General features: G+C 46.4%; 10 protein-coding genes. 4 read left to right on the top strand and 6 right to left on the bottom strand.

Features of this window, described 5'->3' with window-relative positions; genetic code table 11:
* Positions 1-231: 231 nt before the first annotated feature.
* The 3 genes from J0L70_RS30000 to J0L70_RS29990 form a co-directional block, all read right to left on the bottom strand.
* Positions 232-1,458: a glycosyltransferase family 4 protein gene (locus tag J0L70_RS30000; protein WP_287457020.1), complete on the bottom strand. Its 1,227-nt coding sequence runs from the start codon at positions 1,456-1,458 to the stop codon at positions 232-234.
* Positions 1,455-2,714 carry an ABC transporter ATP-binding protein gene (locus J0L70_RS29995; RefSeq protein ID WP_287457018.1) on the bottom strand — a complete coding sequence of 420 codons (1,260 nt, stop codon included), beginning with the start codon at positions 2,712-2,714 and terminating at the stop codon, positions 1,455-1,457. The genes J0L70_RS30000 and J0L70_RS29995 overlap by 4 nt, the downstream gene beginning before the upstream one ends.
* Before the next feature lie 74 nt (positions 2,715-2,788).
* On the bottom strand, positions 2,789-3,634 hold the full coding sequence (locus J0L70_RS29990; RefSeq protein ID WP_287457017.1) for an ABC transporter permease: 846 nt from the start codon (positions 3,632-3,634) through the stop codon (positions 2,789-2,791).
* 294 nt (positions 3,635-3,928) lie between these two features.
* On the opposite strand from J0L70_RS29990, the gene J0L70_RS29985 reads away from it, so the two are divergent.
* The 4 genes from J0L70_RS29985 (at position 3,929) to J0L70_RS29970 (ending at position 13,125) form a co-directional block, all read left to right on the top strand.
* Positions 3,929-5,011, top strand: coding sequence for an SLBB domain-containing protein (locus J0L70_RS29985; RefSeq protein ID WP_287457016.1), 1,083 nt, complete (start codon positions 3,929-3,931; stop codon positions 5,009-5,011).
* The gene (locus J0L70_RS29980) at positions 5,011-7,368 is read left to right on the top strand and encodes a polysaccharide biosynthesis tyrosine autokinase (protein WP_287457015.1); all 2,358 of its coding nucleotides are present in this window, start codon (positions 5,011-5,013) and stop codon (positions 7,366-7,368) included. The genes J0L70_RS29985 and J0L70_RS29980 overlap by 1 nt, the downstream gene beginning before the upstream one ends.
* A 206-nt stretch (positions 7,369-7,574) precedes the next feature.
* Positions 7,575-7,925, top strand: a complete 351-nt coding sequence (locus J0L70_RS29975) for a PAS domain-containing protein (protein WP_287457013.1) — start codon at positions 7,575-7,577, stop codon at positions 7,923-7,925.
* A 55-nt stretch (positions 7,926-7,980) separates the two neighbouring features.
* Positions 7,981-13,125 (top strand): response regulator, encoded by a 5,145-nt coding sequence (locus J0L70_RS29970; protein ID WP_287457012.1) that lies wholly within the window; start codon positions 7,981-7,983, stop codon positions 13,123-13,125.
* Between the two features lie 287 nt (positions 13,126-13,412).
* On the opposite strand, the gene J0L70_RS29965 is transcribed toward J0L70_RS29970, so the two are convergent.
* The 3 genes from J0L70_RS29965 to J0L70_RS29955 all read right to left on the bottom strand — a co-directional run bounded on the left by J0L70_RS29965 (position 13,413) and on the right by J0L70_RS29955 (position 18,900).
* Entirely contained in the window at positions 13,413-17,315 is a 3,903-nt protein-coding gene (locus J0L70_RS29965; RefSeq protein ID WP_287457011.1) for a carbamoyltransferase C-terminal domain-containing protein, read from the bottom strand.
* 140 nt (positions 17,316-17,455) lie between these two features.
* A complete protein-coding gene (locus tag J0L70_RS29960; protein WP_287457010.1) occupies positions 17,456-18,079 on the bottom strand; it encodes a cysteine hydrolase family protein in 624 nt (207 codons plus the stop codon).
* Between the two features lie 218 nt (positions 18,080-18,297).
* Positions 18,298-18,900 (bottom strand): cysteine hydrolase family protein, encoded by a 603-nt coding sequence (locus J0L70_RS29955; protein ID WP_287457009.1) that lies wholly within the window; start codon positions 18,898-18,900, stop codon positions 18,298-18,300.
* Between the last annotated feature and the right edge of the window lie 18 nt (positions 18,901-18,918).

Genomic DNA, 18,918 nt, shown 5'->3' with positions numbered 1-18,918 from the left:
TGATGTCGTGTGAACCGCAGTTCGGACAGGTTAGTAAGGGCTTGATCATCAAGAGTCAGCTCAAGTCAATCTCCTTTTCTATTATCGCTTCCTCTCTTTTCTACGTCCTTCCCTATAAAGCACTACCACAATTCGGTCTTGGACTTGGTACGATATTGCTTTCTATCCCACATTAGTTTGAGGCATTATCGACTTTTCTTGAGCATTTCGATTCCTTTGTTCAATAGGGATTTAGTGAATGGCAAGTGTCCGGTGTAAAGAAATTGTCTCCGCATACAACGCTTCTTGTTGCTGACCAATGCAGTCTTGGTTGTAGCAATTGAGAACCCGTGCTCGGGCTGCTGCACCCAATTCCATGCGAACTTCAGGGTGATCGAGGAGTTCAATGACTGCACTCGCAATGGCATCGGGTTGTTTGGGAGGAACGAGCCGCCCACACCGTCCATTGTCTAGCTGTTCTACCATGCCTCCGGATGTACTCCCGACGATACCCCGCGCGGCAGCCATCGCCTCCAAACAGACGTTGGGAAAATTCTCCCAGAGACTAGGAAACACGCAGATATCAGTGGCTTCCAAGAATTGAACAATTTGATCAAGCGCGATCGCACCTGTAAATTCAATCGATCGCTGATAGGGTTTTAGCCAGCGTTGCAAATACTGTTGCATATCCACGCCATACTGGGGCGATGGTAGGGCTTGCCCGACAAAACGGAAGCGGGTGTTCGGGTGTCGTCGCAGAATTTGAGGAATTGCTTTCGCAAAATCTGTTACGCCTTTGCGAATTTCTAAGCGTCCCAAAAACGTAACAGTTTGGGTTTCGGTCGTACTCGGAATTTCCAAAAAGGCTGGAGTTGGCACATAGGGATAGGGTAGATACCGCAGGCGATCGCTCGGTAACTGCCAGCGATCGATCAAACATTCCCCTAAAGCCCGTGAAGGAGATGCAATTAAATCAGCTTGAAGCGTCAGTCGTCGCTCTACATCATCTTGTGGGTTGTAATGCAGTTGAGGAAAGGGAGTTGGACGCTGTCCTCGCCGTAAGGCTCCTAGGAAGCGTCGTGCTTGTAGATCCCAGGTTGGAGGTACAGTGTTAATTTCATCAATCAAAAAACTAGGTGTATGGAGCCTGATCACGAAGGGAACATCAGGATTTTGCTCCACAATCACACGGGTTTCTGCTCCACATTCTCCGCCTTCCATCACATCAAAAGGTGCAATCCGATGACGCTGATGAAAAATAGGCGCGATCGCGGTGGCAAAGTCAGGTCGCGGAGCTTGGACTCGGTGAACGAGAATTCCGGACTCTACACAACTCCCACTGCGGGAAGGACTGCCAGCAAGGACTTCGACTTGGTGCTGCCGTTGTTGGAGAAGTTGAGCAATTTGAGCCACATAGGTTCCAATTCCTCCCACAGCAGTATCTGGAGGATATTCATAACTTACTAGAGCAATCTTCATCGAGTCACGAGCCTCCCTGCTTGTGCTAACCGTACAATGCCGTGATCGGGGCGGTAAGCCCACATTGCTTCTTGAATAATTGCCGGATGAACTTCAAACTTGACCACATCTTCGGCTTCCAGATAGCAGATCGGATCATTTGATCGATACACGTAGGCACTGATTCGATAGTTGCCTGGAAATAGGGGCATTTGCCGCAAGTCAAAGGCAAGTTCCAAATCACCCCGTAGCGGAAATGGTGCAATGCCTTCTTCTGTCGTACAGAGGCTTGAAACGAGGGTGCCCATTGCATCATAGATGCGGATAACAATACAACAATCGCTTAAGGGACTGTGTCCTCGAAGATGAACTCGCAGCGTATAGTTGAGATCGAAAATGGGCGATTGGGTTGTATCGCCTTGTTCATCCTCTAAATGTAAATCAACCAGCTCAATGCCATATGGACTCACAGTACCAAGCGTGCTGCGCTCAGCTTCTGCACTGCTTAAATAGCGCCGCACTCCTTCCTCAGCCGTGCCAGAGAAAACGAGTTGTCCTTGACGCATCAGAATTGAGGAACTGCATAGCTGTCGGATTGCTGCCATATTGTGGCTGACGAACAGCACAGTTCGCCCACTCTGAGACACGTCCTGCATTTTGCCAAGGCACTTATTCTGAAACTGCGCGTCGCCTACTGCTAGGACTTCATCCACAATTAGAATTTCCGGTTCTAAGTGAGCCGCAACTGCAAAGGCTAGACGAACATACATTCCTGATGAATATCGTTTCACAGGCGTATCAAGGAATTTTTCGACTTCAGCAAAGGCAACAATCTCATCAAATTTGCGCCGAATTTCGGCTTTACTCATGCCTAGAATGGCACCATTGAGAAAAATATTTTCTCGCCCACTGAGTTCTGGATGAAATCCGGTTCCCACTTCTAGCAGACTTGCCACCCGCCCTCGAATGCGAATGTGTCCAGATGTTGGCTCTGTAATGCGGCTTAGAATCTTCAGTAATGTTGACTTACCTGCACCATTGCGACCAATTACACCAACTCGATCTCCCTGTTGGATACTAAACGAAATATCCTGTAATGCCCAAAATTCTTCGGCGTTTTTTTCAGTTCTACACTGTTGAGGTGCAAGAAACTGACGTTTCCAATTACTAACAGTACGACTGAGAACATCTCGCAGTGATTGGTAACGCTCGCGCTGCTGTCGCCCTAGAATATAGCGTTTACTAAGGTTTTCAACCTGAATCACAAAATCAGACATAATACTTGAAGTTGCATAGGACAAGGAATGAACAAGACTAGAAGCCAACTCAATGACATCTGCAAATGATCGCTCTAAATGACATCTGCAAACGATCGCTCATAAGCTCGAAAATAACGAATTCCACCAAATAGCAGCACTAACACTAATACGATCGAACTGATGAAGCTAGGAAGATATAATGGCGTGTCGTTTCCTAAGATTGCCCATCGAAATCCATCAATGACACCGACCATGGGGTTGAGAGAATAAAGCCAACGCCAGGTCTCCGGCACAATGTTGCTGCTAAAACCTACTGGAGAAATATAAAGCCCAAATTGAACCAAAAAAGGAACAACATAGCGAAAATCTCGGTACTTTACATTCAGGGCTGCTAGCCATAGCCCAGTTCCCATCGAGGCAGCAAATGCGATCGCGATAAAAAACGGCAGAGTCAGAATACGCCAACTGGGAGCAAACCCGTACCATGCCATCAGACCGACCAAAATCATGCCCGAAATCAGAAAATCCACAAAACTGACAATGACAGCACTCGTCGGGATAACTAATCGAGGAAAATAGACCTTAGAAATAAGATTCGCATTCGTGATTAGACTATTGCTGCACTCAGATAACGAGTTCGCAAAAAATTGCCAGGGCAACATCGCAGAAAATACTAGGATAGGATAGGGTACGCCATTCGATGGTAATTTTGCTAACCCACCGAATACGATCGTAAACACGACCATTGTGAGAAAAGGTCGGAGTAGCGCCCATGCAATCCCGATCGCAGTTTGCTTATAACGAACCAAAATATCGCGCCATGCTAGAAAATAGAAGAGTTCCCGATAGCGCCAAAGGTCGCGCCAATATTGCTGTTCTGAGCGACCTGCAACGATGAGAAATTCTGAGGATAGAGGTTCTTGAGAAGAATGAGCCATAGTCAATTGATGTACTCTCTACAGACTGCCCGATAGTATTACTCTGAGAAGTACCAGTGAGCGATCGTACTTGCGTTCCTGTTCAAGTTTTTGTTTGACTTTGCCAATTTGTATAACTTCTCATAATCCTGCGGATCCCCTTCAACGCCTGGGAATAGTGAGGAAGAAATTGCCACCCTGTCATTCTTCTTGTGTAGGTTCCCTCCTGCTATGCGTCCTACATTTTTCCGTGTTCTCGTTATTTCTCTTCTAGCTTACAGCAGCTCTACTGTAAGCGCTGTGGCGCAGGCCCCAATGCCCAAAATCCCTCACTCATCCCGTCCAACTCATCAGGCGCAACCTCCATCTCTTTTAGGCCCAATGCCAGCGATTACGCCTGCTCCCTCTGCGGGCACTCCCTTAAATTGGCAAACTCCCGATCGCGAGGTGCAACCATCTCTGGTGCGTCCTACTTCCTATACTCTGACACCTGGAGATCGCATCAATGTTTTGATTGCCAATGTTCCAGAATATAGTGGACCCTATCAGGTAATGGTCGATGGGTACATTACACTTCCCGTGGTTGGCAACCTAGACGTGCGGGGAATGACGGAGACGCAGGCTGCTCTCGCGATCGCTCAACGCTACACCGAGACGCAAGTACTCGTAAAACCAACCGTCACGGTCATTCTATCCGAAATGAGTAAGGTGCATGTTGCTGTGCTAGGCGAGGTCAATCGTCCTGGAGCTTACATGATTATGCCTGAAAATGGTGAATTGCCCAAACTCACCCAACTAATTGAGCAAGCAGGCGGTATTACTCAACAAACCAACCTACAAGCGATCGAGATTCGTCGTCCTCGGCGAGATGGCTCCGTTCAAGTGATTGAAGCAAGTTTGTGGAACCTGCTGACAACAGGCGATATCAGCCAAGATATCGCCATTCGGGATAGTGATACTGTCATTCTCAAAACAGCTGATGAACTCTCACCTGAGGTGATGTTAGGCGTGAGTCGAGCTAATGTCAGCCCGACCCAAATTCAAGTGAATATTGTCGGTGAAGTCGCAAGTCCAGGTGTCCAAACGATTGCTCCTGGCACCTCACTCAATCAAGCACTGTTGTTCGCGGGTGGTTTTACCGGACGGGCAAAACGGAAATCGGTTGAATTAATTCGCCTCAGTGCGAATGGCACTGTATCCCGCCGCCGCATTTCGATTAACCTCGATCAATCCATTAGCAAAGATGGTAATCCAATTCTACAAAGCCGGGATGTGATTTTAGTCGATCGCTCTTTAGGCGCTAGAATTACCGACGCTGCGGGCACAATTCTCAGCCCCATTAACGGCATATTCTCTCTGTTGAATTTGTTCCAGCCATTCTTTCCGAAGCAGCATTAATGACCATGAAGCCCCAGTCTGCTCCAGATTCTACTCTCGCGTCTCTCTTGCAAAAGCTATGGCATTCGTCTCCTCAGTCTAGTCCTGACGAAACCAATCAAGCTGGAGAAGCAACGTGGCGAATGTTTCAAGTGGTAGGAATGCTACGACGCAAGGCTGTCGTAATTGGGATTAGTGCTCTTGCGATGGCTGGCTTGATGGGGGTGCGCACGGCCAAGAATATCCCTGAGTTCCAAGGTGACTTTCGGTTGCTCGTTGAACCTGTGACCCGGAAGGCTCAGGTTGCAGACCAACTGACCGATACGAAGGCTCCACCTCCTTCGGATAAGGGACTAGACTACTCCACCCAAATTGAAGTCCTCTACAGTCCCAAATTACTCAACCCGATTCTCAAACAAGTCAACAAGCAATATCCAGGTTCCACGGTTGAATCAGTTTCACCGAAGCTGTCAATTGTGCGATTAGGAGAAACTAAAATTATTGAGGTATCTTACCGGGACTCTAATCCTGATAAGGTAATGCTGATTTTGCAAAATCTGTCCCGAGGTTACCTAGAATATAGCCGAGAAGAACAACAAGCCCAATTAAAACAGGGGATCAAGTTTGTTGCGCAAGAGTTGCCGAAAATTCAAAATCGCGTGAATTCGCTGCAAAAGCAACTCGAACAATTGCGGCAGCAGTACAACTTTGTTGATCCTGAAAGTTTCTCACAAGATCTGGCGAAACAACTGGTTTCTCTCGCTCAACAACGACAAGCGATGCAAAGCGAAATCGCGGCGATGCAAACTCAGCGCGCGATTCTAAATCAGCAGTTGGGACAAGCGGTAGCGCTGCAACAATCCGCTACGTATCAAGCAACGTTACAGAAGTTTCAAGTCCTCGAACAGCAGATTACGATCGAGTCCGCCCGATTCGGGCCCAATGCTCCCAATATTCAACTTCTGCAGCGACAACAAGAGAACTTAGTGCCCATCTTGTTAAAACAAGCGGCAGAAGCGGTGGGTGACCAACTCGCAAAAGCAGAGAATGCTCTGCAAATCACGTTAGCTCGCTATCGTGCGCTGAGCACGTCCTCTGATCAGCTCAACCAGCAATATCGTCAGATGCCAACTGTTTCGCGTCAGTACAACGAGTTGCAACGGGAATTGAACATTGCTACTGAAAGTTTAACTCGCTTTCTGCAGACGCAAGACAATCTCCAGATCCAAGCGGCAAAAGATGATATTCCTTGGCAGCTTCTGTCAGAGCCAACTCGACCCAAACTGAAGCCTGGCAGTGATCCGATTAAAAGCATGATATCGGGTGCAGTCACTGGGATTATGCTTGGGATTGCTTTATCCTTCATTCTTGAGAAATTACAGAATACCTACTTTACTGTTGATGAGTTAAAGCACAAGGTGAAGTTGCGGATTGTAGGAATCATTCCATTGCACCCAGGTTTTAAAGATGGATTACCAGGGTTGCATATTGTCGATTTACGTTCCGTCAATGGTACTGCTAGCCCCTCACATCAATCCATTTCAGCAGGTTCCGCTGACTTAAAACATCGAATTAAGGATCTCCTCAATCAACCCCAACCTAGTGTGAAACCCTTAGAGCCATCTCAAGCTGTAGAGGATACCCAAATCGTAGAAGACCCTCTCAATCTGAATTTAGATGCGCTCAAGATCCATGATCAACCGACCAGCCATAACAATCTCGATCAGAACTATTGGTTGCGAGAATATGATGCCTATGGCTTCATGGAAGCCTTCCGCACCCTTCACACGAACATTCAACATTTGGAGCTAAATAGTCATCTGTCCCTTGTGGTGAGTACTTCCCTCCCGAACGAAGGAGGGACAACCGTTGCGATCCATTTAGCACAGGCAGCAGCAGCAATGGGCAAACGCGTTCTACTCGTGGATTCTCATCTTCGACGGGGGAGTATACTGGTTGACTCACTGTTGGGGCTATCAAACTCAGTGGGTCTCAGTGAATATTTAAGCGGTAAGGTTTCGCTAGGTGAAGCAATTCAACGCCTTTCCTGGGAATCGAATCTGTTTGTGATGACTGCAGGAGATCTGCCGCCCGATCCGACTCGCTTGCTGGCTTCTGAGAAAATGCAGCATCTTAAGCACCACCTTCAACAGACGTTTGATCTGGTGCTCTACGTAGTTCCTCCATTAATGGGATTGGCAGATGTCAAACTGATCGCGATGCAAACCAATGGCATCCTCTTAGTGACGCGGCTCGGAAAGTGGGGAAGTGCCAAAGCGTTATCTTCTACCTTGGAACGTTTGAATTTAGCTCATTTGCCTTGTGTTGGCATTGTTGCCAATGGGCAGAAAAACTACACGGTGGATTTATATGCCTAAATATTTCTATCCGTCTGCTTTACACTACACGTCTCGATGAACAGAAAGGATCGATCAACAGATGAATTAACTTATACATCAACTTATACAAGTTCGCCCATTTCTTGGCTGTAATCACAGACGGCTTCTACTCATAATCATTGATAGCCGCGATTCAATTGATTTGTCAATCGCTTTCTGTTCCCAATTTTTTTCTCTATAGCGATATGAAAACTCTTGCAGATTTAAGACAATGCAGTGATGTTCCTGTTGTGATTGCTGATCATCAGGGATTTATCACTTACATTAATTCTTGTTTTACTGAAGTTTTAGGCTGGCAGGAAGCCGATCTGATCGGGCAACTGCTGACTGTAATCCTACCGTCTAACTTTCGTGATTCTCATACGCTGTCCTTTTCCCGCTTTCAAGCGACCGAGAATGCTACTGTTCTTAATCATCCATTGAAACTAAAGACGGTGACCAAAAGCCAGGAAGAAATTCTTACAGAGCACTTTATTGTGGCAGAAAAACAGAGCGATGTCTGGCATTTCGGCGCAATGCTCCGTCCCCTTACCTAAAGTCCTGATCCTTTGATCTCGTTTTCCGCTTTTATTGTCTTGTCGATCGCTGAGTATGACCCCCGACACCACAGCTTTATTAAGCCAGTTACGAACCACCCTTGGAAAAATGGAAGTTGCGCTAGACGCAGTAACCAACGCGATTGTCTGGACTGATGAACTCGGCAATGTGGAATGGTGTAACGCGCGATTTCTTAGACTGGTTCAACGATCGAAGCTGCAAGTTCTAGGACAGTCATTATTGACCCTTCTACCTTTGTGCCAAAGAGGGCTTCCACTGACGAAATGCTGTCATCCAATCGGACGGGCACTGACAGAACAAACCAGCGGGATCAACCTCTATGAGTTCAATCAGACTGCATCACCCTCGATTCTAGAGATTAGCTGGGCACCCCTGCTGTTTAAACAGCAAAAGTTAAGCGCAGTCTTAGCAATTCGAGATGTCACCGCACAGCAACAAACTCTGCTAGAAATTCAACAGTATCGGGAGCATTTGGAAGTTTTAGTTGCAGATCGAACCGCAGACTTAACGACCCTGAATTCTCAACTTCACCAAGAGATCAGCGAACGGAAACAGGCTGAAATAGCGCTGCGGGACAGTGAAGAACGGTTTCGGTTGCTGATCGAAAATGTGAAAGACTATAGCATCTATTTGCTAGATCCAGAGGGACGAGTTGCAACCTGGAACACTGGGGCTGAAAGGCTCAAAGGCTACACAGCTAGCGAAGTGATTGGCAAGTATTTTTCCTATGGCTTTTCTCCAGAAATGGTGGAAGCGGGTCTACCTGACCAAATTTTACAAACTGCGCTAGAGACTGGACAGTATACGGGTGAAATTTTACAAGTCCGTAAAAACGGCTCTCAGTTTTGGTGCCACACTGTTGTAACCGCTTTGAAAACAGCATCGGGCGATTTACGAGGATTTTCCAAAATCTCTCGCGACATTAGCGAACGCAAACAGACAGAACTACTGCTGCAACGTCAAAATAAATTACTGCGAGTGATCAGCGAGGCACAATCGCAGTTTATTGCTGATACCAATCCCCACATCTTGTTTGATGCTTTGCTCGCGAGTCTTCTCGATCTGGGAGATAGTGAGTATGGCTTTATTGGAGAAATTCTGTTTAATGATTCTGACGAACCGTATATCGAAGATGCCTACATGAAGGTGCGAGGACGGCCCTACGTCAAAGCGCATGCGATGACCAATATTGCTTGGGATGAAGAAACTCGGCGGTTATATGAAGAAAATGCCAAAACAGGCATGGAATTTCACAACTTGCAAACTCTGTTTGGAGCAGTGCTTGTGACAGGAAAACCGGTGATCTCCAATCAGCCTGCAACTGATCCGAGACGCGGTGGCTTACCAAAAGGACATCCTCCCCTTAACGCATTTTTAGGGATTCCCTTCTATTGCAATCAGCAATTGGTTGGAATGGTTGGCATTGCGAACCGTCCAGGAGGGTATGACGAGGCATTAATTGAGGAACTGCAACCCTTTCTATCAACTTGTAGCCAAATTATTGCCGCCTATCGCAATGAAAAGTGCCGCGCCAATGCTGAATTAGCTCTCAGGCAGGCTGAAGAGAAGTATCGCGGCATTTTTGAAAATGCGACGGAAGGAATTTATCAAACGACGATTGAGGGACGTTATCTGAGTGCTAATCCAGCATTAGCGGAGATTTACGGGTATAGTTCTGCTCAAGAACTGATCGAGCAAATTGCAGACATTAGTCACCAAGTGTACGTTCACCCCCAACGTCGTGAAGAATTTCTTCATCGATTAACGACTGATGGATTCGTTTCTGACTTTGAAGCACAGATCTATCGCAAAGACGGTGAAGTCATCTGGATTTCTGAGAGTGCACGAGCTGTACGGGATAGTAATGGTCAGATTCTTCACTGTGAAGGAGTTGCTATTGATATTACCGATCGCAAACAGGCGGAAATTGCGTTACGGCAGCAAGCAGAAAAAGAACAGCTCACCGCAGCCATCACCCTACGTATCCGACAATCTCTCGATCTACAGGAAGTCTTACAAGCAACGGTTGATGAGGTGCGGCACTTTCTAAAAACCGATCGTGTCCTCATTTATCAATTGATGTCTGAACAACAAGGCAAGGTTGTAGTTGAATCAGTAAATAGCCAGTGGACATCGCTCTTAACACAAGACATTCGGGACAACTGCTTTTTTGCTCAGGCAGATGAATGCTTTGATCCAGGACAGCTCAAATACTACGACAATATTTATACGGCTAACTTAGATCCTTGCTATCTTGAATTTCTTGCCAAATTACAAGTCAGGGCTAAACTCTGTGTGCCGATTCAGCAAGGAGATCGGCTGTGGGGGTTGCTGATTGCTCACCATTGTGAAAGTTCACGGCAATGGCAGAACTGGGAGATGGATTTATTGCAGCAACTCGCCACACAAGTTGCGATCGCAGTTCAGCAATCTGAGCTCTATGAAAGAATGCAAACGGAATTGGCAGAACGGCAGCGAGTAGAACAAGAGCTTCGGGAAAGCGAAGCAGCAATTCGTGCGCTCTATCAAGTCACATCATCTCCCAAAAATGACTTTGAGCAGGGCATTCAAGCCCTACTGCGCTTAGGTCGAGAACAGTTTGGGTTAGATATCGGCTTGTTATCGCGGGTACAGGACGATCGCTACAGTGTCCTTTGCGCTCAACTTCCAAATGGGATTACGGTTCGAGACATTTCTCTGGAACTGAAACAAACCTATTGCGAAACGACCCTAAAAACCAAAAAGCCGCTTTGTATTCTCTCGGCTAGCAAGAGTCATTGGAAAAATCATCCTTGCTTTACCAGCTTGAAATTGGAGTGTTATGTCGGAGTTCCCGTCCTTGTCGCAGGAGCCGCCTATGGAACGCTTTGCTTTGGGAGTTTACTGCCCCGCAATCGCGCTTTAAGTAACGTCGAGCAAGAACTACTCCGGCTGATGGCTCAATGGGTAGGAGGAGAAATTGAGCGACAGCAAGCGGCTCAAGAGCTAGCCCAAGCTCGCGATCAAGCTCTCGCTGCGACCATGGCGAAAAGTGAATTTCTCGCTACAATGAGCCATGAAATTCGCACACCGATGAATGCTGTCATTGGAATGACAGGATTACTGCTCGATACTTCACTTGTCCCTGACCAAAGAGACTTCGTTGAAACCATTCGCAACAGTGGCGAATCTCTCCTCACGATTATCAATGATATTCTCGACTTCTCCAAGATTGAGTCAGGCAAACTGGATCTTGAACAACAGCCCTTTGATTTACGCTCCTGCATCGAAGAAGCTCTAGACTTATTGGCAACAAGAGCCGCTGAGAAGAATTTAGAACTGGTCTATCAAATTGGGGCTGATGTTCCATCTACGATCGTCGGGGATGTCACACGTCTCCGCCAAGTGCTCGTTAATTTACTGAGTAATGCGGTCAAGTTCACTTCGGCTGGAGAAGTGGTTGTATCTGTCAGTATCGTTCCCATGTTCGATCCAGAGTTCAGCCCGTCTGAATCGATTCCCGCCCATATCAATCCCACCAATGCAACCTGTAGGAATGCGCGATATCAGCTGTGTTTTGCAATTCAAGATACCGGGATTGGAATTCCGCTCGAACGCATGAATCGACTCTTTAAACCATTTAGTCAGGTTGATTCTTCGACCACACGCAAGTATGGTGGCACGGGGTTAGGCTTAGTCATCTGTAAGCAACTTGTCGAGATGATGGGAGGGCAAATGCGGGTTGAGAGTAAGGTTGGTAAAGGAACAACCTTCTATTTCACGCTCTCGGCAAACCCTGGGTTACTGGAAGAACCGCCATTGTCTTTGACAGGCTGTCACATTTTGAAAGGCAAACGGGTACTCATTGTTGATGATAATGCGACGAATCGTCGCATTTTAGATCAACAAGTTGCGGCTTGGGGGATGTTGACTCGCCTTGCGAGCTCAGGCGAAGAAGCGCTCCGTTGGCTAGCTCAGGGGGAAGCCTTTGATTTAGCGATCGTAGATATGCAGATGCCCTACATGGATGGCATCTCCCTTGCACAACACATTCACGCTTTGCCTCAAAGTTCCAAGTTATCCCTGGTGATGTTGACTTCTTGGAGCCGTCAGGAGATTCCTAAGCAAGAGCTTGAAAACCACTTTATGGCTTGTTTAGCAAAACCTGTGAAGCAAGCTCAATTATTGAACATATTGTGTCAGGTTTTGAGTAAACGGCCTGTAGCAATTCACCCACTGCGAACCCGAACCAATGAAATTGAGCGCAATTTGGCGGAGCGCTACCCGCTCCGTATTTTGCTAGTCGAAGATAATGCGATCAATCAAAAACTGGTTCTGCAGTTACTGCAACGCATGGGATATCGGGCTGATGTGGCAGGAAATGGGCTAGAAGCGATCGCTGCACTCCATCGGCAATCCTACGATCTGGTTTTTATGGATGTTCAGATGCCAGAAATGGATGGTTTGACTGCGACTCGGAAAATCTGTCAGCAGTGGTCTCCTCAGCAACGTCCTCGCATTGTGGCAATGACCGCGAATGCGATGCAGCACGATCGCCAAAAATGCCTAGACGCTGGCATGGATGGGTATATTAGTAAGCCGATTCGCCTTGAAGAACTCACGAAAGCCTTAAAAACGACCCACCCTCTTCCATCGCCCCACTCCAAAGAAACATTATCTACCCAGCACCATATGGAACTCTCTCTACCCGTGACCATAGACACTTCTTTCACTCTCGTACCACAGGAAGCGCAACAGCCGATTTCAAACGCTCATGACGAACCTAAAGCGGAATCGACCACAGCACTAAACTCGGAGGGTTCAATCTTGCCAATGCCCTTAGATGAGACCGTTTTTCAGGATCTGGCGTATGCGATTGGAGAAGAGAATTCAGAAATTCTACTAGAAACGATCTCATCCTATCTAGAAGATGCGCCTGGCTATCTCCAAAGTATTCAAGATGGTCTGACTCAGGGCGATACTGAAGGAATTGTTCGCGCTGCTCATACATTGAAAGGAATTAGTGCAGTTTTTGGAGCGATCCAGCTCGCTCAACTGTGTGAAAGGCTAGAAGCCTTTGGAGTAAATGGGCACATTCCTGAAATTACTAATTTACTCCCGCATCTAGAAGCCGAATATGAGCAAGTGAAAGCCGTGCTAACTCAGAAACATCAGAGTCTTTATCTGCATTTGCAATAGATTTAGCACAAAGATGTGAGAGAGGTCAAGCAGCGCTGCTGCTGCTTTTGGGGCAAGAGTTACGAGCAATCCGTTCAAGAATTATTGCGTCTGAACATCTCGAATCACTGTTTCAGGAATTGCACAAGAAATGGTAGATCGAAGACTAACCCATGTGTGTCACTTCCTTCAATTTGGCAGAGATCGGGGTATTCATCTTCTCATTCAGCAATGCCGACTCAGACTTGCAAGTCTGGAAATTTGATGTGGCAAGTGAAGAGCTAATCTTCACTTGCCACCTATCGCTTTTAACCCAGATATGAGGACAGACAAGTTGGCGTAGTCTTTGTTTCTAATTCTCGAATTCTCCAGAGATCTGTAGGTGAACTGATAGGGTGTTTAGGTTGACTTAGAGGTTGATCATCAGCGTGTTGACTTGGGCTTTCGGATTCTAGCTCTAAGATTCCTAAAATGGATGGTTGCAGAGATAGCCGGGAAGAAATAAACGTTTGAGTCAGCCTACTTGCCAGATTATACTCCGCGTCTCTAGAAGTGAAATGAATAATTCCTTTATAGATCAAGTCTTGTAAACAAGAGCGATTGCTAGAATTAGCATAGGCTGACCACTTCGGTTGAAATTGCTGAATATCATGGAGTAGAGAGTAGAGCATTTCATTAATAGGATAGGTGGTGTAGTAGGGATTGTCTGGCGAGAATAACTCAATTTTCGTTGCTCCGGTTTGAGGATCGGTTTCAAATCGGAAACGTACATCCCTTGACAGCGTAAGTTGGTCGTGAAGATTGTGTTGAAGATCTAATCGATCGCGTTGCTGAAAGTATTGCTGCACATGTTGATGAATGGGACGAGTTGGATTGTGAATCGTGCGAGCATAGTAAGAACTACTGTTTGGCGCTTGAATCTTCTGAATCAGAATATAGCCAAAGTTTATGGCTGTGAGCCCTTCATGATGAAAGTTATGCAGCCACCGATCAAGCTGAGTTTTGTACTCACTATAGGATTGATTAAAGGCTGCACGGCAATGAGGAACTGAGAACAAAATGTCATTCCGATCGGCAGTACTCAGAACTAATTGATGAGCCGCACCCCCACGCCACCAGCGCTGTAGCTTACTTTCATAGGTCTGTAAGTTCACGAGATCAGTGACGATAAATAATCGACCTTGATGAGTCAGATGATTTGCACTCTGCTCAATGATACTAGAGAGAATATCTTCACCGGTTGAGCCACCATCTCGGAACCACATGTCTTGGCTAGGACTGGGCACAAATGGAGGATTTGCCAAAATAGTATCGAACTGACCCTCGATGGGGTGATAGAGGTTTCCTAGCCGAAACTCAATATTACGAATACCATTTATCTGAGCATTAAACCGTGCATATCGAATGGCACGTGGGTTGATGTCAACGCTCGTGACTGACTTTGCATAGCGGCTAGCGACTAATCCTTGTACCCCGCTTCCACAGCAAAGATCCAGAACACGATCGACAGACTCACGAGGCGCAGTTTGAACTAAGCCCATACTGTCTAACCCAACATACATAACTGGCTCTTCGTCGATTACATCTTCAGGCAAGATCATGTAGCGATGATCCGTGGCAATATACAAGCCATCGATATCAAACAGGTCGATTCGGGATGCCCAAGCTGCATCGCGCTGAATAAGCACTCCTAAATCGCAGAGCGCTGAAAATAACCCTGTTCCAAAAATCTGTTGAAGACAAAACTCAGGGATGGCAACACGCAACAAAAACAGCCGAATTGTATCACCAAGTTGATTGTGGGGAAGACAGTAGCGATCGTAGTAATGCAGATGGGTGGGTTCGATGTGCTGCTGTGAAACGACATTCAAAAGCTTGCAGATGGTTTGTGCTGTATAGTCAAGTTGCTTGAGACGATCTCGCAGTTCACCCAGAATTTGCCAGGCTGAAAAGGTTTCATCAGCAAAAGGAGCGAGCAGTTGCGAGCTGTCAATTTCCATTACATGATCGTTAGGCAGTGGGGAGAGATAAGCACATTGAACAGAGATTCCATAGTGTTCAAACTGCTGCTGTGCCCAATGAATGCGATCGCTAAACTCACGCGTTGTCAATTGAGATTCAATTCGGATCTGCTCGAGTGATGCTGAAGAAGCGTGGAGAACTGCTAGGAGTAGTTTGACTTCCTCAAAGGTATAAGACCGAGGCAAGTTTCGCCGTGTTAGATCAACGATCGTAGATTGACCTAACGGATCAAGCAATAAAACGGTAGTCTCTGAAAGCTGAGTCTGTAATTGCTCGCAAAAGGGCGTTTCGGGAAATAAAATGCTTGTCTCTTTATACTTTCCTCCCTGAGCAGAAAGTTTCCTCAATTCTTCCAGCGACCAAGGGCAATTCTCAGTCTCTCCAAAAAATAGCGCCCGATCCAAGGAGGCCATCAGCGATCGCATATCAGGAATCGCATGAGAAAGCCCACAGGGTATCCGACTCTCGCCGACTCGGTCAAGGTGAGCTTTATAGTTCAAAACAGGGACGTTGCGCTTAGTGATCCAAAAGTTATTGATGACCAGGAAATCAATATCTGTACGGAGAAAGGTTGAGATTGCTTCCATCGGGGTCTCAACGATTGGTTGCCCCGCGACGTTAAAACTTGTATTCAGCAAGACCGGAACACCCTGCCGTTCTTCGACGAGACGATAGCACAATCGGTAGAAGAAGGGATTTTCCGCTTCTGTAACAGTTTGAACTCGCCCGGTTCCATCCACATGCGTCACGGCTGGAATTTGAGCATGAAACTCTGGCTTAATCTCAGAAACCAACAGCATGAATGGCGCAGCGACGGACTGTTCAAAAACCTGTGAGACCGTTTCTAGTGGAATGACTGGTGCAAACGGACGAAATGCCTCACGGAACTTCACGCGTGCATTCACAATGTCTTTCATGCGGCGGAAAGTGGGATCAGCCAAAATAGAACGATGCCCCAAAGCACGAGGTCCATATTCTGAACCGCCTTCAAACCGCGCAAGAATATGTCCTTCGGCTAATGCTTTAGCACTACGCGTTACGACTGCTTCAGGAGACAGTTGCTCAATCTCAATCTCATCTTCAAATTGGCTTAAAGCCTGGATGACTTCAGCATTACTGTACGATCGCCCAAGTGTTGCCTGCTTCAGAGGAATTCGCCTTTGTCCATGATCAATTGTAGAATACGCCCACAGTCCGCATCCTGCTGCAATTCCGCTATCCCCAGCAGCCGGAAAAACAAAAATATCTTCTAGCTCAAGTTGCTTCAGCAATTGATAGTTCGCAACTGAATTCAGCCCTACCCCACCTGCAATGCACAGTTTTTTCAAACCTGTTTGCTGGACTGCCAATCGAACAACATGCTGAAGTGCCTGTTCAAGTTCGTACTGTACCTTATAAGCTAAGTCAACCAGGTAAGGACGCAGATAGGCTTTTTCTTTGCCATCGTCGTACTGTTTCTCCAGCGCCGCTACTTCTAGAAAGATGTCGTAGGCAGAAATTTTTAGGCTAAGAGAGTCCTCGATCGTATGAATCCACCGTTGCAGATTGGGCTGTTGCTTTCCAAAAGGAGCCAGCCCCATGAGCTTACCCGCTTCAGCATGGTTGAGGGTTCTCCCGACCGTACTGGTAAATCCAGCCTTGCGCGTGATGTATTCATAAATAGACCCCAGTGTAGACAGTCCTGCGAGGTGGGCTGTGACTGTTTCAGAATGGAGGGTAGAAAGCGTATTTTGCCGTCCTACATACAGAGTGTAAGATTCTGTTTGGTGATTAGAATTCGTTGTCCCTGTCGCATCAACCGCGAGAACTAAGGCATCCTCAAATCCAGAAGGGAAGTAAGCAGAATAAGCATGGGCAAGATGATGACTGGGAATTTTTTGAACTTTCGCAGCGATTTCACTTGGGAGAACTCGTCGCAGAATTTCTGGAGCATAGTCGCGTCCCGGCATATTTCCTGTAATTGTTGCCAGATCAGCCATTTCAATGTTGCAAGCTTCTAAGCAATACCGGATTGCCTCTAAGGGGAGCTGCATTTGAGCGGGATCGCCTGGAGATTGTTGCAAATAGCCCAAACTGTATTTCTGCCGATCGAGCCGTTCTTGCTCGATCGCAACCACAATTTCTCCATCTTTCACGATCGCAACGGAACGCTCATGTCCTAAATTGATGCCCATGTGATATCGGGTCATAGCTCTCTCCTACCGGGGGAATGTTGGAAGATAACGAAGTATTTTCGTCAAGACAAAGTAATGGATTCTTGACATCGGAAACTGTCAGGCCTAGATCACCGAATCACAGCCTGATGCTTTAACTACAGAGTTAAATTTTGTTAGCGCATTGCAGCATCACGATTCAGAGCTGCAAGAAATTGGTGAGATGTCATCACTTCGGCATAAAGGGGAAAGATGTTCTTGAAGTAAAACTCATGCTCGAATGAAGTACGAGCAGAAATGCAATCAGAGAGAATCGTGACGCAATAGTTTTGTTCTTGGGCATAGCGCCCAGTTGAATCAATACAAACTGAGGCAATTGCACCGGTTAGAGCAATGTTTTTAATTCCTCTGTCCTGGCAAATTTGATGTAAGTCAGTATCAATGAAAGCATTAAAGCCTCGCCTTCCCGGAACGACTAAGATGCGATCGCGAAAAGGCTGAAGCTCCTCAATCATTGCAGAGCCAGAATTTCCCATCTGAAATGCTCTCACTTCTTTAATCTTTTTGAGGATACCAATGGGTTCCACGAGTTCTTCATAGTCTGAAGTAAAGAAGATAGGAGTCGCAATCGTAGAGACTGAAGAGTGTTCTAGATGCTGAAGCAGATTCACTGTATTGGAAACTAAATCAGCAAGTTGGCTAGAGTCTTCCACCACATCACGTAAAACTCCAGAAGGGGCAAAATAATCTTTCTGGAAGCCAATCAATAGTAGTGCTGTCTCTTGAGCGTTGATGTTCATCGTCTGGATCAGTCACAAGCGGGACAACGAGGTGGACGTTTCGAGGGCTGATAGAACCTAATTCATTTAGGTTAAGACTTGCTGCAGAGAATTCCAGGAGTTTGACGGGGCAGTAGGTTACAGATCTTATTTATTCTACTGCTAGCCAAAATTAAGATAACGCTTTACAGCAGGATGACGATTAAAACTCTCAGATCTTAATAATACTTCAGAAAGTGCTAACAACCCAACTGCTGGAGAAGCTCAATGTGAGTCATCACGTCTGCATACAATGGAAAGATGTTTTCACAGTAAAACTGCTGTTCAAACATCGTGCGGGCTGAGGTGCAATCAGAAAGCACCGTAACGTGGTATCCACGCTCATGAGCATGTCGCCCAGTTGAATCGATACAGATCGACGTGACTGCTCCAGCTAAAATTAGATTAGTAATCCCTTTTTTCTTGAATAGAAAATCAAGATTGGTCTTTGCAAAAGCGTTAAATCCCTGCTTTCCAGGAATTTGCAGGATGCTCTCCGCAAAGGGTTGAAGCTCCGCACTCATCTCTGCGCCAAAGGTTCCACACCGGAATGCGCCAACCTCCTGAATGGTTTTCAAAATTCCAACAGGTTCTATGAGCTCTTCATAGTTTGAAGTAAAGAAAATAGGGGTTGCTACCCTTAAGATTGAAGTCGAGGCGATCGCGTTTAAGAGAGCTACAGTATTGTTCAAAACATTGTTGAGTCTAGCTGACTCTTCGATCACGTTATGTAAAACACCACGGGATGAAAAGTAATCATTCTGATAACCGATCAGAATTAATGCTGTTTGATCAGAGTTCATAAGTGTGAAATTCAACCG

The sequence above is a fragment of the Leptolyngbya sp. UWPOB_LEPTO1 genome (assembly GCF_017302695.1).
Classification (GTDB): Bacteria; Cyanobacteriota; Cyanobacteriia; order Leptolyngbyales; family Leptolyngbyaceae; genus Leptolyngbya; species Leptolyngbya boryana.
This window is presented reverse-complemented; position numbering and strand designations above follow the sequence as displayed.

Excerpts from the sequence above, each read along its gene's own strand:
- J0L70_RS29990 (WP_287457017.1), bottom strand. The coding sequence starts at position 3,634 with ATGGCTCATTCTTCTCAAGAACCTCTATCCTCAGAATTTCTCATCGTT.
- J0L70_RS30000 (WP_287457020.1), bottom strand. The coding sequence starts at position 1,458 with ATGAAGATTGCTCTAGTAAGTTATGAATATCCTCCAGATACTGCTGTG.
- J0L70_RS29960 (WP_287457010.1), bottom strand. The coding sequence starts at position 18,079 with ATGAACATCAACGCTCAAGAGACAGCACTACTATTGATTGGCTTCCAG.
- J0L70_RS29985 (WP_287457016.1), top strand. The coding sequence starts at position 3,929 with ATGCCCAAAATCCCTCACTCATCCCGTCCAACTCATCAGGCGCAACCT.
- J0L70_RS29975 (WP_287457013.1), top strand. The coding sequence starts at position 7,575 with ATGAAAACTCTTGCAGATTTAAGACAATGCAGTGATGTTCCTGTTGTG.
- J0L70_RS29995 (WP_287457018.1), bottom strand. The coding sequence starts at position 2,714 with ATGTCTGATTTTGTGATTCAGGTTGAAAACCTTAGTAAACGCTATATT.
- J0L70_RS29980 (WP_287457015.1), top strand. The coding sequence starts at position 5,011 with ATGACCATGAAGCCCCAGTCTGCTCCAGATTCTACTCTCGCGTCTCTC.
- J0L70_RS29965 (WP_287457011.1), bottom strand. The coding sequence starts at position 17,315 with ATGACCCGATATCACATGGGCATCAATTTAGGACATGAGCGTTCCGTT.
- J0L70_RS29970 (WP_287457012.1), top strand. The coding sequence starts at position 7,981 with ATGACCCCCGACACCACAGCTTTATTAAGCCAGTTACGAACCACCCTT.
- J0L70_RS29955 (WP_287457009.1), bottom strand. The coding sequence starts at position 18,900 with ATGAACTCTGATCAAACAGCATTAATTCTGATCGGTTATCAGAATGAT.